The 19,729-nt window shown below is 43.5% G+C and carries 21 protein-coding genes; all 21 read left to right on the top strand.

What is annotated here, in order from left to right:
* Nucleotides 1–670: heptaprenyl diphosphate synthase component 1 (gene hepS / locus RAC86_RS19460; protein ID WP_377885952.1), on the top strand; the 670-nt coding region annotated here is incomplete at its 5' end.
* Between the two features lie 6 nt (nucleotides 671–676).
* Nucleotides 677–1,378, top strand: coding sequence for a demethylmenaquinone methyltransferase (gene menG / locus RAC86_RS19455; RefSeq protein ID WP_003230580.1), 702 nt, complete (start codon nucleotides 677–679; stop codon nucleotides 1,376–1,378).
* Nucleotides 1,379–1,403: 25 nt separating this feature from the next.
* Entirely contained in the window at nucleotides 1,404–2,366 is a 963-nt protein-coding gene (gene hepT / locus RAC86_RS19450; RefSeq protein ID WP_003246013.1) for a heptaprenyl diphosphate synthase component II, read from the top strand.
* Nucleotides 2,367–2,481: 115 nt separating this feature from the next.
* Nucleotides 2,482–2,931 carry a nucleoside-diphosphate kinase gene (ndk, locus tag RAC86_RS19445; protein ID WP_010886554.1) on the top strand — a complete coding sequence of 150 codons (450 nt, stop codon included), beginning with the start codon at nucleotides 2,482–2,484 and terminating at the stop codon, nucleotides 2,929–2,931.
* 236 nt (nucleotides 2,932–3,167) lie between these two features.
* Nucleotides 3,168–3,938: a protein-glutamate O-methyltransferase CheR gene (cheR, locus tag RAC86_RS19440; RefSeq protein WP_003230589.1), complete on the top strand. Its 771-nt coding sequence runs from the start codon at nucleotides 3,168–3,170 to the stop codon at nucleotides 3,936–3,938.
* A 74-nt stretch (nucleotides 3,939–4,012) separates the two neighbouring features.
* Nucleotides 4,013–5,185, top strand: a complete 1,173-nt coding sequence (aroC, locus tag RAC86_RS19435) for a chorismate synthase (RefSeq protein WP_174222981.1) — start codon at nucleotides 4,013–4,015, stop codon at nucleotides 5,183–5,185.
* Nucleotides 5,185–6,273, top strand: a complete 1,089-nt coding sequence (aroB, locus tag RAC86_RS19430; protein WP_377885951.1) for a 3-dehydroquinate synthase — start codon at nucleotides 5,185–5,187, stop codon at nucleotides 6,271–6,273. The genes aroC and aroB overlap by 1 nt, the downstream gene beginning before the upstream one ends.
* A complete protein-coding gene (gene aroH / locus RAC86_RS19425) occupies nucleotides 6,270–6,653 on the top strand; it encodes a chorismate mutase (protein ID WP_004398675.1) in 384 nt (127 codons plus the stop codon). The genes aroB and aroH overlap by 4 nt, the downstream gene beginning before the upstream one ends.
* Before the next feature lie 215 nt (nucleotides 6,654–6,868).
* Nucleotides 6,869–8,416, top strand: a complete 1,548-nt coding sequence (gene trpE / locus RAC86_RS19420) for an anthranilate synthase component I (RefSeq protein WP_377885950.1) — start codon at nucleotides 6,869–6,871, stop codon at nucleotides 8,414–8,416.
* Complete coding sequence (gene trpD / locus RAC86_RS19415) at nucleotides 8,388–9,404, top strand: anthranilate phosphoribosyltransferase (protein ID WP_326227656.1); 1,017 nt, start codon at nucleotides 8,388–8,390, stop codon at nucleotides 9,402–9,404. Before trpE ends, trpD begins: the two co-directional genes overlap by 29 nt.
* Complete coding sequence (gene trpC, locus RAC86_RS19410; protein ID WP_377885949.1) at nucleotides 9,397–10,149, top strand: indole-3-glycerol phosphate synthase TrpC; 753 nt, start codon at nucleotides 9,397–9,399, stop codon at nucleotides 10,147–10,149. Before trpD ends, trpC begins: the two co-directional genes overlap by 8 nt.
* Before the next feature lie 4 nt (nucleotides 10,150–10,153).
* On the top strand, nucleotides 10,154–10,801 hold the full coding sequence (locus RAC86_RS19405; protein ID WP_377885948.1) for a phosphoribosylanthranilate isomerase: 648 nt from the start codon (nucleotides 10,154–10,156) through the stop codon (nucleotides 10,799–10,801).
* Nucleotides 10,782–11,984, top strand: a complete 1,203-nt coding sequence (gene trpB / locus RAC86_RS19400) for a tryptophan synthase subunit beta (protein WP_015383968.1) — start codon at nucleotides 10,782–10,784, stop codon at nucleotides 11,982–11,984. Before RAC86_RS19405 ends, trpB begins: the two co-directional genes overlap by 20 nt.
* Nucleotides 11,977–12,780 carry a tryptophan synthase subunit alpha gene (gene trpA / locus RAC86_RS19395; protein WP_003230608.1) on the top strand — a complete coding sequence of 268 codons (804 nt, stop codon included), beginning with the start codon at nucleotides 11,977–11,979 and terminating at the stop codon, nucleotides 12,778–12,780. The genes trpB and trpA overlap by 8 nt, the downstream gene beginning before the upstream one ends.
* A 10-nt stretch (nucleotides 12,781–12,790) precedes the next feature.
* Complete coding sequence (gene hisC, locus RAC86_RS19390) at nucleotides 12,791–13,873, top strand: histidinol-phosphate transaminase (RefSeq protein WP_014480119.1); 1,083 nt, start codon at nucleotides 12,791–12,793, stop codon at nucleotides 13,871–13,873.
* A gap of 48 nt (nucleotides 13,874–13,921) precedes the next feature.
* The gene (locus tag RAC86_RS19385) at nucleotides 13,922–15,037 is read left to right on the top strand and encodes a prephenate dehydrogenase (RefSeq protein ID WP_014480118.1); all 1,116 of its coding nucleotides are present in this window, start codon (nucleotides 13,922–13,924) and stop codon (nucleotides 15,035–15,037) included.
* 10 nt (nucleotides 15,038–15,047) lie between these two features.
* Nucleotides 15,048–16,334 carry a 3-phosphoshikimate 1-carboxyvinyltransferase gene (aroA, locus tag RAC86_RS19380; RefSeq protein ID WP_015714166.1) on the top strand — a complete coding sequence of 429 codons (1,287 nt, stop codon included), beginning with the start codon at nucleotides 15,048–15,050 and terminating at the stop codon, nucleotides 16,332–16,334.
* 334 nt (nucleotides 16,335–16,668) lie between these two features.
* The gene (locus RAC86_RS19375; protein ID WP_076458057.1) at nucleotides 16,669–17,940 is read left to right on the top strand and encodes a tetratricopeptide repeat protein; all 1,272 of its coding nucleotides are present in this window, start codon (nucleotides 16,669–16,671) and stop codon (nucleotides 17,938–17,940) included.
* 71 nt (nucleotides 17,941–18,011) lie between these two features.
* On the top strand, nucleotides 18,012–18,551 hold the full coding sequence (locus RAC86_RS19370; protein WP_003225551.1) for a ReoY family proteolytic degradation factor: 540 nt from the start codon (nucleotides 18,012–18,014) through the stop codon (nucleotides 18,549–18,551).
* 54 nt (nucleotides 18,552–18,605) lie between these two features.
* On the top strand, nucleotides 18,606–19,052 hold the full coding sequence (locus RAC86_RS19365) for a YpiF family protein (RefSeq protein WP_014480115.1): 447 nt from the start codon (nucleotides 18,606–18,608) through the stop codon (nucleotides 19,050–19,052).
* 142 nt (nucleotides 19,053–19,194) lie between these two features.
* Nucleotides 19,195–19,698: a Rieske (2Fe-2S) protein gene (locus RAC86_RS19360; RefSeq protein ID WP_003225556.1), complete on the top strand. Its 504-nt coding sequence runs from the start codon at nucleotides 19,195–19,197 to the stop codon at nucleotides 19,696–19,698.
* The last annotated feature ends 31 nt before the right edge of the window (nucleotides 19,699–19,729 follow it).

Genomic DNA, 19,729 nt, shown 5'->3' with positions numbered 1-19,729 from the left:
CGCGCCGAAAATTGATGAGGATAAGCTTCTTCTTTTTCATGCTTTATTTGAAGAAGCTGACATAAAAAACAACGACAGAGAAAATTATATTGTAACAGCGATGCTTGTACAAAGCGCCCTTGATACCCATGATGAAGTGACGACAGCTAGAGTCATAAAACGAGACGAAAACAAAAACCGCCAATTGACTGTTCTCGCGGGCGATTATTTCAGCGGGCTGTACTACTCTTTACTATCTGAAATGAAGGATATCTACATGATTCGGACGCTTGCTACAGCCATTAAAGAAATCAACGAACATAAAATTCGTCTGTATGACCGTTCTTTCAAGGACGAAAACGATTTTTTCGAAAGTGTCGGCATCGTTGAATCAGCTTTATTCCATCGTGTGGCGGAACACTTCAACCTTCCGCGCTGGAAAAAGCTGTCGAGTGATTTTTTTGTATTTAAGCGGCTTATGAACGGAAATGATGCATTTCTGGATGTGATCGGCAGTTTTATACAGCTGGGAAAAACAAAAGAAGAGATATTAGAAGATTGTTTTAAAAAAGCGAAAAACAGCATTGAGTCACTTCTGCCTCTAAATTCACCTATTCAGAACATTTTAATAAACCGTCTGAAGACAATCAGCCAAGATCAAACCTATCATCAGAAAGTGGAAGAAGGGTAAACCATTATGCAGGACTCAAAAGAACAGCGCGTACACGGAGTATTTGAAAAAATATATAAAAATTATGACCAAATGAACTCTGTCATCAGTTTTCAGCAGCATAAAAAATGGCGCGACAAAACGATGCGCATCATGAATGTAAAAGAAGGCGCAAAAGCACTTGATGTCTGCTGCGGAACGGCTGACTGGACGATCGCTCTTGCAAAAGCGGCCGGCAAAAGCGGCGAGATCAAGGGCTTGGATTTCAGTGAAAATATGCTGAGTGTCGGCGAGCAGAAAGTAAAAGACGGCGGATTCAGCCAAATTGAACTGCTGCACGGAAATGCGATGGAGCTTCCTTTTGATGATGATACATTTGATTATGTCACCATTGGCTTCGGGCTCCGCAATGTCCCTGATTACTTGACTGTACTGAAAGAGATGAGACGTGTAGTGAAGCCGGGCGGGCAGGTGGTATGTCTGGAAACGTCCCAGCCGGAAATGTTCGGATTCAGACAGGCTTACTTTATGTACTTTAAGTATATTATGCCGTTTTTCGGGAAACTGTTTGCGAAGAGCTATAAAGAATATTCTTGGCTTCAAGAATCAGCCAGAGATTTCCCTGGAATGAAGGAACTGGCAGGCCTGTTTGAAGAGGCGGGCCTGAAAAATGTTAAATATCATTCGTTTACTGGCGGAGTCGCTGCCACGCATATCGGATGGAAATGAAAACACAGATGTTTGGGTGAATGATATGAAATTTAAAATGGCCTACTCTTTTTTAAATGACGATATTGATGTAATCGAAAGAGAACTTGAACAAACCGTACGTTCCGATTACCCGCTTTTAAGCGAGGCAGGTCTTCACCTGCTGCAGGCCGGAGGGAAACGTATTCGGCCTGTTTTCGTGCTGCTTTCTGGCATGTTTGGCGATTACGATATTAATAAGATTAAATATGTCGCCGTCACTCTGGAAATGATTCACATGGCATCTTTGGTTCATGATGATGTCATTGATGATGCGGAGCTTCGCCGAGGAAAACCGACAATCAAAGCAAAGTGGGACAATCGTATTGCGATGTACACAGGCGATTATATGCTTGCGGGATCTCTTGAAATGATGACGAGAATTAACGAACCGAAAGCCCATAGGATTTTGTCACAGACGATCGTTGAAGTTTGTCTAGGGGAAATTGAGCAGATCAAAGACAAATACAACATGGAACAAAATCTCAGAACGTATCTCCGCCGTATCAAAAGAAAAACGGCTCTCTTGATCGCGGTCAGCTGCCAGCTTGGTGCTATTGCGTCTGGAGCTGATGAGAAGATTCATAAGGCATTGTACTGGTTTGGGTATTACGTCGGCATGTCTTATCAGATTATTGATGATATTCTTGATTTTACTTCAACTGAAGAAGAACTGGGTAAACCCGTTGGAGGAGATTTGCTTCAAGGAAACGTCACATTGCCAGTGCTGTATGCCCTGAAAAATCCTGCATTAAAAAACCAGCTTAAATTGATTAACAGTGAGACAACGCAGGAACAGCTTGAACCAATCATTGAAGAAATCAAAAAAACAGATGCAATTGAAGCATCTATGGCAGTAAGCGAAATGTATCTGCAGAAAGCTTTTCAGAAATTAAACACGCTTCCTCGAGGGCGCGCGCGCTCGTCTCTTGCAGCCATCGCAAAATATATCGGTAAAAGAAAATTTTAATTTTTGTAGATATTAAGAAATTTCTCCGCCCCGGATTGATTAATTATCAGAAAGATGTTACGATTTCGGTGTGCAGTGTGAAAGCCTATACATACATAATGATGGGGTGGAGAATATGATGGAAAAGACTTTTATCATGGTGAAACCAGACGGTGTCCAACGTCAGCTCATTGGGGACATTTTATCTAGATTCGAACGTAAGGGCTTACAATTAGCTGGCGCCAAGTTAATGAGAGTGACTGAACAAATGGCTGAGAAACACTACGCCGAACATCAAGGTAAGCCTTTCTTCGGAGAGCTCGTTGAGTTTATTACTTCAGGACCTGTATTCGCAATGGTGTGGGAAGGCGAAAATGTCATTGAAGTGACGAGACAGCTGATCGGGAAAACAAACCCTAAAGAAGCTTTACCTGGTACGATTCGTGGGGATTATGGCATGTTTGTCGGAAAAAACATCATCCACGGCTCTGATTCTCTCGAAAGTGCAGAACGCGAGATTAACATTTTCTTTAAGAATGAAGAATTAGTATCATATCAGCAGCTTATGGCAGGCTGGATCTATTAATCATTGTGAAAATAAGCAACAGAGCCGGCATCATATAACGCCGCCGGTTTTTGATCTGTTTTGTAAAGGTTTACATTAAAGTGAATAAAGGGTTGAATGGCAGTGTGCATCAGACCTCTGCCTTTCCCAACGATCTAAAATCAGCTGAAAAGCTGATTTTTTTATTGAAACAATACAATTTCCTGATAAAACAAGCTATACTAGGACAAAAAGACAGCGAGACTGGGAGAGTAGAGATGGATACATACAGCGTATTTACAACGAAATGGAAACAATTAACCGGAGTCGATTTAACACTATATAAAGAAGCACAAATGAAGAGAAGGCTAACGTCACTTTATGAGAAAAAGGGGTTCCAAAGCTTTAAGGACTTTGCTGCGGCATTGGAAAAGGATCAAGCTCTCTTAAATGAAACATTGGACAGAATGACGATCAATGTTTCAGAATTTTATCGTAATTATAAAAGATGGGAAGTTCTTGAGACTGCAATTCTGCCGTTAATCAAGACCTCTAGGCCTTTAAAAATTTGGAGTGCCGCCTGCTCAACGGGGGAGGAGCCATACACGCTTGCCATGCTTTTGGACCAGCAAAAAGGTCTTCCGGGCTATCAGATTTTAGCGACGGATATTGATGAAAAAGCATTGGAAAAAGCGAAAAAAGGCGTTTATCAGGAGCGGTCTTTACAGGAAGTGCCGCTATCTGTGAAAGATCGTTATTTTACGCAAAACGCAAATAGAAGTTATGAAGTGAAAACGGAAATCAAAAAGAATATTACATTCAAAAAGCACAATTTGCTGGCGGATCGTTATGAACAAGACTTTGACTTAATCGTGTGCCGCAATGTATTTATTTATTTTACAGAAAGCGCGAAGGAAGAGCTGTATTTAAAAATGGCACATAGCTTGAAGAAGAATGGAGTTCTTTTTGTCGGCAGCACCGAGCAAATCTTCAATCCCGAGAAATTTGGCCTAGTCCCAGCCGATACATTCTTTTATCAAAAAAGATAGACTGACTTTTTGCTGAAAAATATGTTATAGTAGTCTTACTTAAAAGCGTTAATGCGATGAAGGGAGAAGAAGTCATGAGATATTTAACAGCCGGAGAATCACACGGCCCCCAACTGACAACCATTATTGAGGGTGTACCTGCCGGGCTTTACATAACGGAGGAAGATATCAATTTTGAGCTTGCCAGACGCCAAAAAGGACACGGCCGCGGCCGCCGCATGCAGATCGAAAAAGACCAGGCCAAAATTATGAGCGGGGTGCGCCATGCACGTACACTCGGTTCACCAATTGCTCTCGTAGTTGAAAATAACGATTGGAAGCATTGGACAAAAATCATGGGCGCCGCTCCAATTACAGAAGATGAAGAAAAGGAAATGAAGCGCCAGATTTCCAGACCTAGACCTGGGCACGCTGACTTAAACGGTGCAATTAAATATAATCATCGTGATATGAGAAATGTGCTTGAGCGTTCTTCAGCAAGGGAAACAACTGTCAGAGTGGCGGCAGGGGCTGTAGCTAAAAAGATTCTTTCTGAGCTTGGCATTAAGGTGGCGGGCCACGTGTTGCAAATTGGCGCTGTTAAAGCTGAAAAAACAGAATATACGTCAATTGAAGACCTGCAGCGCGTAACGGAAGAGTCTCCTGTCAGATGCTACGATGAAGAGGCAGGCAAAAAAATGATGGCTGCCATTGATGAAGCAAAGGCAAACGGAGATTCCATCGGCGGAATAGTAGAAGTCATTGTCGAGGGAATGCCGGTAGGCGTGGGCAGCTATGTCCATTATGACCGCAAACTGGATAGCAAGCTTGCTGCCGCTGTACTGTCAATTAATGCATTTAAAGGTGTGGAATTCGGGATCGGATTTGAGGCGGCAGGCCGAAATGGAAGCGAAGTCCATGACGAGATCATTTGGGACGAGGAAAAAGGATACACCCGTGCTACTAACAGACTTGGCGGACTGGAAGGCGGCATGACGACAGGGATGCCAATCATTGTCCGCGGAGTCATGAAGCCGATTCCGACTTTGTATAAACCGCTGAAAAGTGTCGATATTGAAACGAAAGAACCGTTTTCCGCCAGCATTGAACGTTCAGACAGCTGTGCTGTTCCTGCGGCAAGTGTAGTCGCTGAAGCGGCTGTCGCTTGGGAAATTGCGAACGCAGTCGTTGAACAATTCGGATTAGATCAAATTGACCGCATTAGAGAAAATGTGGAGAATATGAGAAAACTGTCGAGGGAATTTTAATGAAGACACTGCATGTTCAAACTGCTTCCTCGTCATATCCTGTTTTTATCGGACAAGGTATCAGAAAAAAGGCTTGCGAACTATTAACCTCTTTAAACAGGCCTTTAACAAGGATTATGCTTGTCACGGATGAAGAAGTGGACCGCCTGTATGGTGAGGAAATGCTCCATTTGCTGCAAGATAAATGGCCTGTGAAAAAAGTGACAGTACCGAGTGGAGAGCAGGCAAAATCCATGGACATGTACACAAAATTGCAGAGTGAAGCGATTCGTTTTCATTTGGATCGCTCCTCATGCATCATCGCATTCGGTGGCGGTGTTGTAGGGGATCTTGCCGGTTTTGTGGCTGCCACTTTTATGCGCGGCATTGATTTCATCCAAATGCCTACGACGCTCTTGGCGCATGACAGCGCAGTCGGAGGAAAAGTAGCCGTGAACCATCCGCTTGGAAAAAATCTAATCGGTGCGTTTTATCAGCCGAAAGCCGTGCTCTATGATACAGATTTCCTGCGTTCTCTGCCTGAAAAAGAGCTTAGGTCCGGAATGGCAGAAGTGATTAAACACGCTTTTATCTATGACAGAGCGTTTCTGGAGGAGTTGCTGAATATCCACTCACTGCGTGATATCACTAATGATCAGCTGAATGACATGATTTTTAAAGGCATTTCAATTAAAGCGTCTGTCGTTCAGCAGGATGAAAAAGAAGAGGGGATAAGAGCTTACTTAAACTTCGGGCATACGCTCGGTCATGCCGTTGAGGCGGAATATGGATACGGGCAGATCACTCACGGTGATGCCGTAGCCCTCGGAATGCAGTTTGCTTTATATATAAGCGAAAAGACTGTAGGCTGTGAAATGGACAGAAAACGTTTGGTCAGCTGGCTAAAAAGCCTGGGTTATCCAAGTCAAATCAGAAAAGAGACGGAAACTTCGGTTCTCTTGGACCGTATGATGAATGATAAGAAAACCCGTGGCGGGAAGATTCAGTTTATTGTGCTCAACGAATTAGGGAAAGTTGCTGATCATACATTTTCCAGAAATGAACTTGAGAGCTGGCTGAACAAATGGCGATTGGAGGAGACATCATGATGATTCGCGGAATTCGCGGAGCAACTACAGTTGAACGGGATACTGAAGAAGAAATTTTACAAAAAACAAAACAGCTGTTAGAGAAAATCATAGAAGAAAATCATACAAAACCGGAAGATGTTGTTCAAATGCTTCTGTCGGCTACACCTGATTTGCACGCTGTTTTCCCGGCAAAAGCTGTTCGCGAGCTTTCAGGATGGCAGTATGTACCGGTAACATGTATGCAGGAAATGGACGTAACAGGCGGTCTGAAAAAGTGCATAAGAGTCATGATGACGGTCCAGACAGATGTCCCTCAGGATCAGATCAGACATGTATATTTAGAAAAAGCCGTCGTATTGAGGCCCGATTTATCATTGACAAAAAATACTGAATTGTAATACGATAAGAACAGCTTAGAAATACACAAGAGTGTGTATAAAGCAATTAGAATGAGTTGAGTTAGAGAATAGGGTAGCAGAGAATGAGTTTAGTTGAGCTGAGACATTATGTTTATTCTACCCAAAAGAAGTCTTTCTTTTGGGTTTATTTGTTATATAGTATTTTATCCTCTCATGCCATCTTCTCATTCTCCTTGCCATAAGGAGTGAGAGCAATGAATTTCCAATCAAACATTTCCGCATTTTTAGAGGACAGCTTGTCCCACCACACGATACCGATTGTGGAGACCTTCACAGTCGATACACTGACACCCATTCAAATGATAGAGAAGCTTGACAGGGAGATTACGTATCTTCTTGAAAGCAAGGAAGATACATCCACTTGGTCCAGATATTCATTTATCGGCCTGAATCCATTTCTCACAATTAAAGAAGAGCAGGGCCGTTTTTCGGCCGCTGATCAGGACAGCAAATCTCTTTACACAGGAAATGAACTAAAAGAAGTGCTGAACTGGATGAATACCACATACAAAATCAAAACACCTCAGCTTGGCATTCCTTTTGTCGGCGGAGCTGTCGGGTACTTAAGCTATGATATGATCCCGCTGATTGAGCCTTCTGTTCCTTCGCATACAAAAGAAACAGACATGGAAAAGTGCATGCTGTTTGTTTGCCGGACATTAATTGCGTATGATCATGAAACCAAAAACGTCCACTTTATCCAATATGCAAGGCTTAATGGAGAGGAAACAGAAAACGAAAAAATGGATGTATTCCATCAAAATCATCTGGAGCTCCAAAATCTCATCGAAAAAATGATGGACCAAAAAAACATAAAAGAGCTGTTTCTCTCTGCTGATTCATACAAGACACCCAGCTTTGAGACGGTATATTCTAATTATGAAAAATCGGCTTTTATGGCTGATGTAGAAAAAATCAAAAGCTATATAAAAGCAGGCGATATCTTCCAGGGTGTTTTATCACAAAAATTTGAGGTGCCGATAAAAGCAGATGCTTTTGAGTTATACCGAGTGCTTAGGATCGTCAATCCTTCGCCGTATATGTATTATATGAAACTGCTAGACAGAGAAATAGTCGGCAGCTCTCCGGAACGGTTAATACACGTTCAAGACGGGCACTTAGAAATCCATCCGATTGCCGGTACGAGAAAACGCGGTGCAGACAAAGCTGAAGATGAGAGACTGAAGGTTGAACTCATGAAGGATGAAAAAGAAAAAGCGGAGCATTACATGCTCGTTGATCTTGCCCGAAACGATATCGGCAGAGTAGCAGAGTATGGTTCTGTTTCTGTGCCGGAGTTCACAAAAATTGTTTCCTTTTCACATGTCATGCACATTATCTCGGTGGTTACAGGCCGATTGAAAAAAGGGGTTCATCCTGTCGATGCACTGATGTCTGCTTTCCCGGCGGGGACTTTAACAGGCGCACCCAAAATCCGTGCCATGCAGCTTTTGCAAGAGCTCGAGCCAACACCGAGAGAGACATACGGAGGATGTATTGCCTACATTGGGTTTGACGGGAATATCGACTCTTGTATTACGATTCGCACGATGAGTGTAAAGAACGGCGTTGCATCGATACAGGCAGGTGCTGGCATTGTTGCTGATTCTGTTCCGGAAGCCGAATACGAAGAAAGCTGTAATAAAGCCGGTGCGTTGCTGAAAACGATTCATATTGCAGAAGACATGTTTCATAGCAAGGAGGATAAAGCTGATGAACAGATTTCTACAATTGTGCGTTGATGGAAAAACCCTTACTGCCGGTGAGGCTGAAACGCTGATGAATATGATGATGGCAGCGGAAATGACTCCTTCTGAAATGGGTGGTATATTGTCTATTCTTGCTCATCGGGGGGAGACGCCAGATGAGCTTGCGGGTTTTGTGAAGGCAATGCGGGCACACGCTCTTACAGTCGATGGACTTCCTGATATTGTTGATACATGCGGAACAGGGGGAGACGGTATTTCCACTTTTAATATCTCAACGGCCTCGGCAATTGTTGCCTCGGCAGCTGGCGCGAAAATCGCTAAGCATGGCAATCGCTCTGTCTCTTCTAAAAGCGGAAGCGCTGATGTTTTAGAGGAGCTAGAGGTTTCTATTCAAACCACTCCCGAAAAGGTCAAAAGCAGCATTGAAACAAACAACATGGGATTTCTTTTTGCGCCGCTTTACCATTCGTCTATGAAACATGTAGCAGGTACTAGAAAAGAGCTAGGTTTCAGAACGGTATTTAATCTGCTTGGGCCGCTCAGCAATCCTTTACAGGCGAAGCGTCAGGTGATTGGGGTCTATTCTGTTGAAAAAGCTGGATTGATGGCAAGCGCACTGGAGACGTTTCAGCCGAAGCACGTTATGTTTGTATCAAGCCGTGACGGTTTAGATGAGCTTTCAATTACAGCACCGACCGACGTGATTGAATTAAAGGACGGAGAGCGCCGGGAATATACCGTTTCACCCGAAGATTTCGGTTTCACAAATGGCAGACTTGAAGATTTACAGGTGCAGTCTCCGAAAGAGAGCGCTTATCTCATTCAGAATATTTTTGAAAATAAAAGCAGCAGTTCCGCTTTATCTATTACGGCTTTTAATGCGGGTGCTGCGATTTACACGGCGGGAATTACCGCCTCACTGAAGGAAGGAACGGAGCTGGCGTTAGAAACGATTACAAGCGGAGGCGCTGCTGCACAGCTTGAACGACTAAAGCAGAAAGAGGAAGAGATCTATGCTTGAAAAAATCATCAAACAAAAGAAAGAAGAAGTGAAAACACTGGTTCTGCCGGTAGAGCAGCCTTTCGAGAAACGTTCATTTAAGGAGGCGCTGGCAAGCCCGAATCGGTTTATCGGGTTGATTGCTGAAGTGAAGAAAGCATCGCCGTCAAAAGGGCTTATTAAAGAGGATTTTGTGCCTGTGCAGATTGCAAAAGACTATGAGGCTGCGAAGGCAGATGCGATTTCCGTTTTAACAGACACCCCGTTTTTTCAAGGGGAAAACAGCTATTTATCAGACGTAAAGCGTGCTGTTTCGATTCCTGTACTTAGAAAAGATTTTATTATTGATTCTCTTCAAGTAGAGGAATCAAGAAGAATCGGAGCGGATGCCATATTGTTAATCGGCGAGGTGCTTGATCCCTTACACCTTCATGAATTATATCTTGAAGCAAGTGAAAAGGGGATGGACGTGCTAGTGGAGGTTCATGATGTATCAACGCTAGAACAAATATTGAAAGTGTTCACACCCGACATTCTCGGTGTAAATAATCGAAACCTAAAAACGTTTAAAACATCTGTAAAGCAGACAGAACAAATCGCATCTCTCGTTCCGAAAGAATCCTTGCTTGTCAGCGAAAGCGGAATCGGTTCTTTAGAACATTTAACATTTGTCAATGAACATGGGGCGCGAGCTGTACTTATCGGTGAATCATTGATGAGACAAACTTCTCAGCGTAAAGCAATCCATGCTTTGTTTGGGGAGTGAGGTTGTGAAGAAACCGGCATTAAAATATTGCGGTATTCGGTCACTAAAGGATTTGCAGCTTGCGGCGGAATCACAGGCTGATTACCTAGGATTTATTTTTGCTGAAAGCAAACGAAAAGTATCTCCGGAAGATGTGAAAAAATGGCTGAACCAAGCTCGTGTCGAAAAACAGGTTGCAGGTGTTTTTGTTAATGAATCAATAGAGACGATGTCACGTATAGCCAAGAGCTTGAAGCTCGACGTCATTCAGCTTCACGGTGATGAAAAACCGGCGGATGCTGCTGCTCTTCGCAAGCTGACAGGCTGTGAAATATGGAAGGCGCTTCACCATCAAGGTAACACAACTCAAGAAATAGCCCGCTTTAAAGATAATGTTGACGGCTTTGTGATTGATTCATCTGTAAAAGGGTCTAGAGGCGGAACTGGTGTTGCATTTTCTTGGGAATGTGTGCCGGAATATCAGCAGGCGGCTATTGGTAAACGCTGCTTTATCGCTGGCGGCGTGAATCCGGATAGCATCACAGGCCTATTGAAATGGCAGCCAGAAGGAATTGACCTTGCCAGCGGAATTGAAAAAAACGGACAAAAAGATCAGAATCTGATGAGGCTTTTAGAAGAAAGGATGAACCGATATGTATCCATATCCGAATGAAATAGGCAGATACGGTGATTTTGGCGGAAAGTTTGTTCCGGAAACACTCATGCAGCCGTTAGATGAAATAGAAACAGCATTTAAACAAATCAAGGATGATCCCGCTTTTCGTGAAGAGTATTATAAGCTGTTAAAGGACTATTCCGGACGGCCGACTGCATTAACATACGCTGATCGAGTCACTGAATACTTAGGCGGCGCGAAAATCTATTTGAAACGAGAAGATTTAAACCATACAGGTTCTCATAAAATCAATAATGCGCTAGGTCAAGCGCTGCTTGCTAAAAAAATGGGCAAAACGAAAATCATTGCTGAAACCGGTGCCGGCCAGCATGGTGTTGCCGCTGCAACAGTTGCAGCCAAATTCGGCTTTTCCTGTACTGTGTTTATGGGTGAAGAGGATGTTGCCCGCCAGTCTCTGAACGTTTTCCGCATGAAGCTTCTTGGAGCGGAGGTAGTGCCTGTAACAAGCGGAAACGGAACATTGAAGGATGCCACAAATGAGGCGATCCGGTACTGGGTTCAGCATTGTGAGGATCACTTTTATATGATTGGATCAGTTGTCGGCCCGCATCCTTATCCGCAAGTGGTCCGTGAATTTCAAAAAATGATCGGAGAGGAAGCGAAGGATCAGTTGAAACGTATTGAAGGCACTCTGCCTGATAAAGTAGTGGCATGTGTAGGCGGAGGAAGCAATGCGATGGGTATGTTTCAGGCATTTTTAAATGAAGATGTTGAACTGATCGGTGCTGAAGCAGCAGGAAAAGGAATTGATACGCCTCTTCATGCCGCCACTATTTCCAAAGGAACCGTAGGGGTTATTCACGGTTCATTGACTTATCTCATTCAGGATGAGTTCGGGCAAATTATTGAGCCCTACTCTATTTCAGCCGGTCTCGACTATCCTGGAATCGGTCCGGAGCACGCATACTTGCATAAGAGCGGCCGTGTCACTTATGACAGTATCACTGATGAAGAAGCGGTGGATGCATTAAAGCTTTTGTCAGAAAAAGAGGGGATTTTGCCGGCAATCGAATCTGCCCATGCGTTAGCGAAAGCATTCAAACTCGCCAAAGGAATGGATCGCGGTCAACTCATTCTCGTCTGTTTATCAGGCCGGGGAGACAAGGATGTCAACACATTAATGAAGGTATTGGAAGAAGAGGTGAAAGCCCATGTTTAAATTGGATCTTCAACCATCAGAAAAATTGTTTATCCCGTTTATTACAGCGGGCGATCCAGTTCCTGAGGTTTCGATTGAACTGGCGAAGTCACTCCAAAAAGCAGGCGCCACAGCATTGGAGCTTGGTGTTGCATACTCTGACCCGCTTGCAGACGGTCCGGTGATCCAGAGGGCTTCAAAGCGGGCACTTGATCAAGGAATGAATATCGTAAAGGCAATCGAATTAGGCGGAGAAATGAAAAAAAACGGAGTGAATATTCCGATTATCCTCTTTACGTATTATAATCCTGTGTTACAATTGAACAAAGAATACTTTTTCGCTTTACTGCGGGAAAATCATATTGACGGTCTGCTTGTTCCGGATCTGCCACTAGAAGAAAGCAACAGCCTTCAAGAGGAATGTAAAAGCCATGAGGTGACGTATATTTCTTTGGTTGCGCCGACAAGCGAAAGCCGTTTGAAAACCATTATTGAACAAGCCGAGGGCTTCGTCTACTGTGTGTCTTCTCTGGGTGTGACCGGTGTCCGCAATGAGTTCAATTCATCCGTGTACCCGTTCATTCGGACAGTGAAGAATCTCAGCACTGTTCCGGTCGCTGTAGGGTTCGGTATATCAAACCGTGAACAGGTCATAAAGATGAATGAAATTAGTGACGGTGTCGTAGTGGGAAGTGCGCTCGTCAGAAAAATAGAAGAATTAAAGGACCGGCTCATCAGCGCTGAAACGAGAAATCAGGCGCTGCAGGAGTTTGAGGATTATGCAATGGCGTTTAGCGGCTTGTACAGTTTAAAATGAGGTGACTGATTTGCGTATCAAAGAACATTTAAAACAGCTGAAGCCTTATCAGCCTGGAAAGCCGATTGAAGCAGTGAAATCAGAATATGGCTTGGATAAAGTTGTGAAGCTTGCTTCAAACGAGAATCCTTACGGCTGTTCAGAGGCTGCAAAAGAGGCGCTTCATCATGAGATTCAACAGCTAGCCCTTTACCCGGACGGGTATAGCGCCGCTTTGCGGACAAGGCTCAGTAAGCACCTCAATGTCAGCGAAACATCACTTATTTTCGGCAACGGTTCTGATGAAATCATTCAGATCATCTGCCGGGCATTTCTAAACAATAAAACCAATACGATCACTGCTGCCCCGACTTTTCCGCAATATAAACATAATGCGGTTATTGAAGGTGCTGAAGTGCGTGAAATTGCACTTCGTCCCGACGGCTCACATGATTTAGACGCCATGTTAGAAGCCATCGACGAACAGACACAAGTCGTTTGGATATGCAGCCCGAATAATCCGACTGGCACTTATACATCTGAAGGAGAATTACTCGCATTTCTGGAGCGCGTTCCTTCACGTGTCCTTGTTGTTCTTGACGAAGCATATTATGAATATGTAACAGCAGAGGATTACCCGGAAACCGTGCCGCTCTTAAGCAAGTATTCCAATTTGATGATTTTGCGCACATTTTCAAAGGCATACGGTCTGGCAGCGCTCAGAGTCGGATACGGAATTGCTGACGAGAACCTGATTCGCCAGATTGAGCCGGCGAGAGAGCCGTTTAATACGAGCCGTCTGGGCCAGGCTGCGGCGATTGCCGCACTTGATGATCAAGCGTTTATTGCTTCCTGTGTCGAGCAAAATAATGCAGGCCTTCAGCAGTATTATGATTTTGCGAAAACTCATGGTTTAAAGTGCTACCCTTCACAGACAAATTTTGTGTTAATTGACTTTAAACGTCCTGCTGATGAACTGTTTCAGGCTCTGCTGGAAAAAGGCTATATCGTCCGGTCAGGAAATGCATTAGGTTTCCCGACATCACTCCGGATTACGATCGGAACAAAAGAGCAAAATGAAGAAATACTTGCCATTTTAGCTGAAATTTTATAAGAGGTGATCGAATATCACCTCTTTAGTCTATAAACCAGGTGATGACGTATGAATCAAATGAAAGATACAATATTGCTCGCCGGTCTCGGATTGATAGGCGGTTCGATTGCCCTAGCCATCAAAAAAAATCATCCCGGCAAACGGATTATCGGAATCGATATCTCTGATGAACAGGCGGTAGCGGCATTAAAATTAGGCGTGATAGACGATCGTGCTGATTCGTTTATTAGCGGTGCGAAAGAGGCAGCTACAGTAATCATTGCGACACCTGTTGAACAAACACTGGTTATGCTTGAAGAGCTGGCTCATTCAGGAATTGAACATGAGCTTTTGATTACGGATGTAGGAAGCACAAAGCAAAAAGTGGTTGATTACGCTGATCAAGTGCTGCCTAGCCGCTATCAATTTGTCGGAGGGCATCCGATGGCGGGTTCACATAAATCAGGAGTGGCCGCTGCGAAGGAGTTCCTGTTTGAAAATGCATTTTATATTTTAACCCCAGGCCAGAAAACAGACAAACAAGCTGTGGAACAGTTAAAAAATCTGCTGAAGGGTACGAATGCCCATTTTGTGGAAATGTCGCCCGAGGAGCATGATGGCGTTACAAGTGTTATCAGTCATTTTCCGCATATTGTAGCAGCTAGTCTTGTTCACCAAACCCATCATTCGGAAAACCTGTATCCGCTTGTTAAGCGTTTTGCTGCCGGCGGGTTCAGAGATATTACAAGGATTGCATCAAGCAGCCCGGCAATGTGGCGGGATATTTTATTACATAATAAAGATAAAATCTTAGACCGTTTTGATGAGTGGATTCGTGAAATTGACAAGATCCGTACATATGTAGAACAAGAAGATGCGGAAAATCTATTTCGTTATTTTAAAACCGCCAAGGATTATCGCGACGGGTTGCCGCTTCGGCAGAAGGGAGCGATACCTGCATTTTATGATTTATATGTGGATGTACCCGATCATCCGGGTGTGATATCCGAGATAACAGCGATCTTAGCTGCGGAGCGCATCAGTATCACGAATATCCGCATTATCGAAACACGAGAGGATATTAACGGGATTTTAAGGATCAGTTTTCAGTCTGATGACGACCGCAAAAGGGCAGAACAATGCATTGAAGCCCGGGCGGAATATGAAACTTTTTATGCTGATTGAGGTGGAAAAAATGAAACGAGAAAAGGTGCAGACCTTACATGGAGAAATACATATTCCCGGTGATAAATCCATTTCTCACCGCTCTGTTATGTTTGGCGCGCTAGCGGCAGGCACAACAACTGTTAAAAACTTTCTGCCGGGAGCAGATTGTCTGAGCACGATCGATTGCTTTAGAAAAATGGGTGTTCACATTGAGCAAAGCGGCAGCGATGTCGTGATTCATGGAAAAGGAATCGATGCCCTGAAAGAGCCAGAAAGCCTTTTAGATGTCGGAAATTCAGGTACAACGATTCGCCTGATGCTCGGAATATTGGCGGGCCGTCCTTTTTACAGCGCGGTAGCCGGAGATGAGAGCATTGCGAAGCGCCCAATGAAGCGTGTGACTGAGCCTTTGAAAAAAATGGGGGCTAAAATCGACGGCAGAGCCGGCGGAGAGTTTACACCGCTGTCAGTGAGCGGCGCTTCATTAAAAGGAATTGATTATGTATCACCTGTTGCAAGCGCGCAAATTAAATCTGCTGTTTTGCTGGCCGGATTACAGGCTGAGGGCACAACAACTGTAACAGAGCCCCATAAATCTCGGGACCACACTGAGCGGATGCTTTCTGCTTTTGGCGTTAAGCTTTCTGCAGATCAAACGAGTGTTTCCATTGCTGGTGGCCAGAAACTGACAGCTGCTGATATTTTTGTTCCTGGAGACATTTCTTCAGCCGCGTTTTTCCTTGCTGCTGGCGCGATGGTTCCAAACAGCAGAATTGTATTGAAAAACGTAGGTTTAAATCCGACTCGGACAGGTATTATTGATGTCCTTCAAAACATGGGGGCAAAACTTGAAATCAAACCATCTGCTGATAGCGGTGCAGAGCCTTATGGAGATTTGATTATAGAAACGTCATCTCTAAAGGCAGTTGAAATCGGAGGAGATATCATTCCGCGTTTAATTGATGAGATCCCTATCATCGCGCTTCTTGCGACTCAGGCGAAAGGAACGACCGTTATCAAGGACGCGGCAGAGCTAAAAGTGAAAGAAACAAACCGTATTGATACTGTTGTTTCTGAGCTTCGCAAGCTGGGTGCTGAAATTGAACCGACAGCAGATGGAATGAAGGTTTATGGCAAACAAACGTTGAAAGGCGGCGCGGCAGTGTCCAGCCACGGAGATCATCGAATCGGAATGATGCTTGGTATTGCTTCCTGTATAACGGAGGAGCCGATTGAAATCGAGCACACGGATGCCATTCACGTTTCTTATCCAACCTTCTTCGAGCATTTAAATAAGCTTTCGAAAAAATCCTGAAGTTTTACTTCAGGATTTTTTATGCAGATCATAATTCGAGGCGAAAAAACATAGCTTGTCTTATAGAGGGGATAGAAAAACGAAAAGGGGGGATGTGCTTTACTTACAAGCCGGCAGGTCAAAGAGCTGCTTTACTGTACAGAGGGCGATCTTCCTTTTTTCATTTTCTATCTCAAGATCTTTTGGTAAACTAATAAGACTCAATAATTCCCTTCCGTACAGAAGCATCTTATTTGCCGGGGGCATTCGTCTGAATTATGATAAGATTAACCCGAACAAATAAAGCTTTTTTGTATGGTTGATGTTGTATAGGAAAAGAAAGGACCGGTCCGATTTGAATACATTGATTCAAGAAGCCATAAAATTAGTTGAAGCAGGTGAAACAGAAAAAGGCCTCAACACGCTCTCGAAGGCTGAAAAACAGCTGCATGATGAAGATAAAGCCATTGCAGCCCAGCTTTATTACGAGTGGGGCGATGTAGAAAAAGCCATTTCACTGATTAGTGATCTACATGATTTATATCCAAATGAAACAGAACTGACGAATTTCTACGCTGAACTTTTAATAGATATTGACGAAGAAGAAAAAGCCCTCGCTGTGCTGGAGACTATTCCGGAAACAGATCCATCATATCCGGAAAGTTTGCTGCTTATGGCGGATCTTTATCAGATGCAGGGGTTATTCGAAGTCAGTGAACAAAAGCTTTTACAGGCAAAGTCCATTCTGGACAATGAACCTGTTATTGATTTTGCACTGGGAGAACTTTACTTTGCTCAGGGAGCCTATGCAAAAGCGGTTCAATATTTTAAATCAACGGCTGAGGAGCAGAGTGAGATCGGAGGCGTTAATGTCCATCAAAGACTGGCAGAATCGTTAAGTGCCTCAGGTGAATTTGAGGATGCCATTCCATGGTATGAGAAAGCTGTCGATGAGAATCCTGATCCTAATACGATTTTCGGCTATGGTTTTACAGCCTTACAGGCGGGGCTTGTGAAAACAGCTATTAAGCAGCTGTCTGATTTAAAGGAGCTTGATCCATCTTATACTTCACTTTATATGCCGCTCTCGAAAAGCTATGAAGCTGAAGGAATGTATGAAGAGGCATTAAAAACGGCAAAAGAGGGGATCAGATATGATGAATATAACAAAGAACTTTTCCTTTATGCCGCCAAAATGGCCTTAAAAATCGGGAAGTCAGAAGAGGGGAAAAAGCTGCTTCAGGAGGCGCTTGCGCTTGATCCGGGCTTTGTCGAGGCGCTTCATACACTTCTTGCCGTGTATCACAAAGAAGAGGATTATGATCAGATCATTGATCTTATTCAAGAGGTTCGAAGCTACGGTGAAGAAGATCCGAAATACAATTGGTATCTTGCAAGCGCATATACTGAATTAGAGCAATACGAGGAAGCAAAACAATCCTTTGAGGCTGCCTATCTTCATTACCGGGAGGATAGAGATTTCTTATATGAATACGCAAGCTTCCTATTAGAAGAAGGCCTTCAAAAAGAAGCGCTGCCGCTTTTGAAAAAGGTTCTTGAAATGGACGGAGCCAATGAAGAGCTTGAAGAAACGATTTTGCGAATCGAGGATGAATTTTCTAGATAAGCAGGAATATTAACCATTCATGTGGAACATATAAGTATATAGATTATACGAACGATAGAGGAGGGAATTACATGCAGACCCCTGTTTCTGTCAATGAGAAAAAAGATTTTATCCGTTGGTTTTTAAACCATTATCAGTTAAAGCGCCGAGAGTGCGTTTGGATCTTGAACTACTTAATGAGCCATGATTCTCTCATGGAGAAGGTTCATTTTGTGGAGCAGGCTGAATTTTGCCCGAGAGGCATTATAATGTCAACACATTGTGTTGAAGAAGTTCCGTTCCGGTTCTATAAAGAGAATGTCATGACTACCGACGCGGAAAAATCTTTTCATGATATTAGATTAAATAAACAGCAGGATTTGTTTATCCAGCTTAATTTCCGTTCGGCTTACAGCTCACCTGAATATGCGGCGGTGCTGGAGTCCAACCCGCATATTCCGAAAGATCTTTTTGAGAATAAAAAAGATCAGGGATTGGCGGAACAGATTTTAGAGCACGCTATTTCCACATTCCAAAGAGAAAAATTATTAAAAGACATTGACGACGCGTTAGATCGTCATGATAAAGAGGCATTTGAACAATTATCGCGCCAATTAAATCAGCTCACATAATATGACCAGCCTTGCAGTGAATTGCAAGGCTTGTTGCCGTAAAGGGGGAGAACGATGAGGTGGAGAATCACTGATGCCAAGGACTATTTACAAGCTAAGGATTACATTGATACCGCTGTCATACCATTAATTAACATAAGGGTTAATAACCATTTTAAAATGGCGGCGGAGAAAGGCGAGTTTACGCAGCTTCTCTCAGAAGAACTTGAAAGGCAGTTAAAGGGACGGGTATATTTACTTCCTCCTTATACATATGTTGATAGAAATGAAATAACCGTTCAAGGGCTTAAGGATTTGCGGGAAGAGCTGATAACGGAATTTCCGCATGTTGTCCTGCTCACATCTGACGAAAGTTGGAGAGCTGAGGATGCGTTAGGCAAAATGATTGTTACACCGTCTGTTCCATTAGAGCATTTAAATGACTCTTTAAAAAGAAAAATATTGGATGAACGCACTGCTGAAATTTTGAACGTTTTGTTACAGTTATGGAGCACTTCATAAAAACACTTACATTTCCTTATAAACAATATTTTGGCTATATTGACCTTGCTGAGAGATTCATATATTATGAGGGTGTCTAGAGTTATTGCAATATTTTCTATTTTAGTCAGTTTGCAGGGGTGACCTAGAGGGGGGAGAAGTTATGGGCGGAAAACATGATATATCCAGACGTCAATTTTTGAATTATACGCTCACAGGCGTAGGGGGTTTTATGGCGGCTAGTATGCTCATGCCTATGGTTCGCTTTGCACTCGACCCGGTATTAAAATCGACAGGGAAGCAGGACATGGTTCAGGTTGTCAGCGTAGATGAGCTGACAAAAGAGCCGCAGCGCTTTGATTTCAAAATTAACCAAGTCGATGCCTGGTATGAGTCAGAAGAGTCAAGATCAGCCTGGGTCTTCAAAAGCGGGGATGAGATTGTAGCGCTTTCGCCAATTTGTAAGCATTTAGGGTGTACGGTGAACTGGAATAGTGATCCTAAAAATCCGAATAAATTCTTTTGTCCATGCCATTACGGACTCTATGAAAAGGACGGCACCAATGTCCCGGGCACGCCGCCGCTTTCGCCTCTTGATCATTATGAGCAAGAAGTAAAAGACGGCTTCCTGTATCTTGGAAAAGCAAAGCCTAAGGGGGAAGGGTGACATGCTGAACAAAATTTATGACTGGGTAGAT

The sequence above is a fragment of the Bacillus sp. LR_5 genome (assembly GCF_042709275.1).
The sequence above is the reverse complement of the archived record's forward strand: the minus strand, read 5'-3'. Positions and strand labels throughout refer to the sequence as shown.

Bases quoted from the DNA above. Each gene is read 5' to 3' on its own strand.
- aroA (WP_015714166.1), top strand. From the start codon at position 15,048: ATGAAACGAGAAAAGGTGCAGACCTTACATGGAGAAATACATATTCCC.
- aroC (WP_174222981.1), top strand. From the start codon at position 4,013: ATGAGATATTTAACAGCCGGAGAATCACACGGCCCCCAACTGACAACC.
- trpD (WP_326227656.1), top strand. From the start codon at position 8,388: ATGAACAGATTTCTACAATTGTGCGTTGATGGAAAAACCCTTACTGCC.
- menG (WP_003230580.1), top strand. From the start codon at position 677: ATGCAGGACTCAAAAGAACAGCGCGTACACGGAGTATTTGAAAAAATA.
- trpB (WP_015383968.1), top strand. From the start codon at position 10,782: ATGTATCCATATCCGAATGAAATAGGCAGATACGGTGATTTTGGCGGA.
- hepT (WP_003246013.1), top strand. From the start codon at position 1,404: ATGAAATTTAAAATGGCCTACTCTTTTTTAAATGACGATATTGATGTA.
- trpE (WP_377885950.1), top strand. From the start codon at position 6,869: ATGAATTTCCAATCAAACATTTCCGCATTTTTAGAGGACAGCTTGTCC.
- ndk (WP_010886554.1), top strand. From the start codon at position 2,482: ATGATGGAAAAGACTTTTATCATGGTGAAACCAGACGGTGTCCAACGT.
- cheR (WP_003230589.1), top strand. From the start codon at position 3,168: ATGGATACATACAGCGTATTTACAACGAAATGGAAACAATTAACCGGA.
- RAC86_RS19365 (WP_014480115.1), top strand. From the start codon at position 18,606: ATGAGGTGGAGAATCACTGATGCCAAGGACTATTTACAAGCTAAGGAT.
- RAC86_RS19385 (WP_014480118.1), top strand. From the start codon at position 13,922: ATGAATCAAATGAAAGATACAATATTGCTCGCCGGTCTCGGATTGATA.
- aroB (WP_377885951.1), top strand. From the start codon at position 5,185: ATGAAGACACTGCATGTTCAAACTGCTTCCTCGTCATATCCTGTTTTT.
- aroH (WP_004398675.1), top strand. From the start codon at position 6,270: ATGATGATTCGCGGAATTCGCGGAGCAACTACAGTTGAACGGGATACT.
- RAC86_RS19370 (WP_003225551.1), top strand. From the start codon at position 18,012: ATGCAGACCCCTGTTTCTGTCAATGAGAAAAAAGATTTTATCCGTTGG.
- trpA (WP_003230608.1), top strand. From the start codon at position 11,977: ATGTTTAAATTGGATCTTCAACCATCAGAAAAATTGTTTATCCCGTTT.
- RAC86_RS19360 (WP_003225556.1), top strand. From the start codon at position 19,195: ATGGGCGGAAAACATGATATATCCAGACGTCAATTTTTGAATTATACG.
- trpC (WP_377885949.1), top strand. From the start codon at position 9,397: ATGCTTGAAAAAATCATCAAACAAAAGAAAGAAGAAGTGAAAACACTG.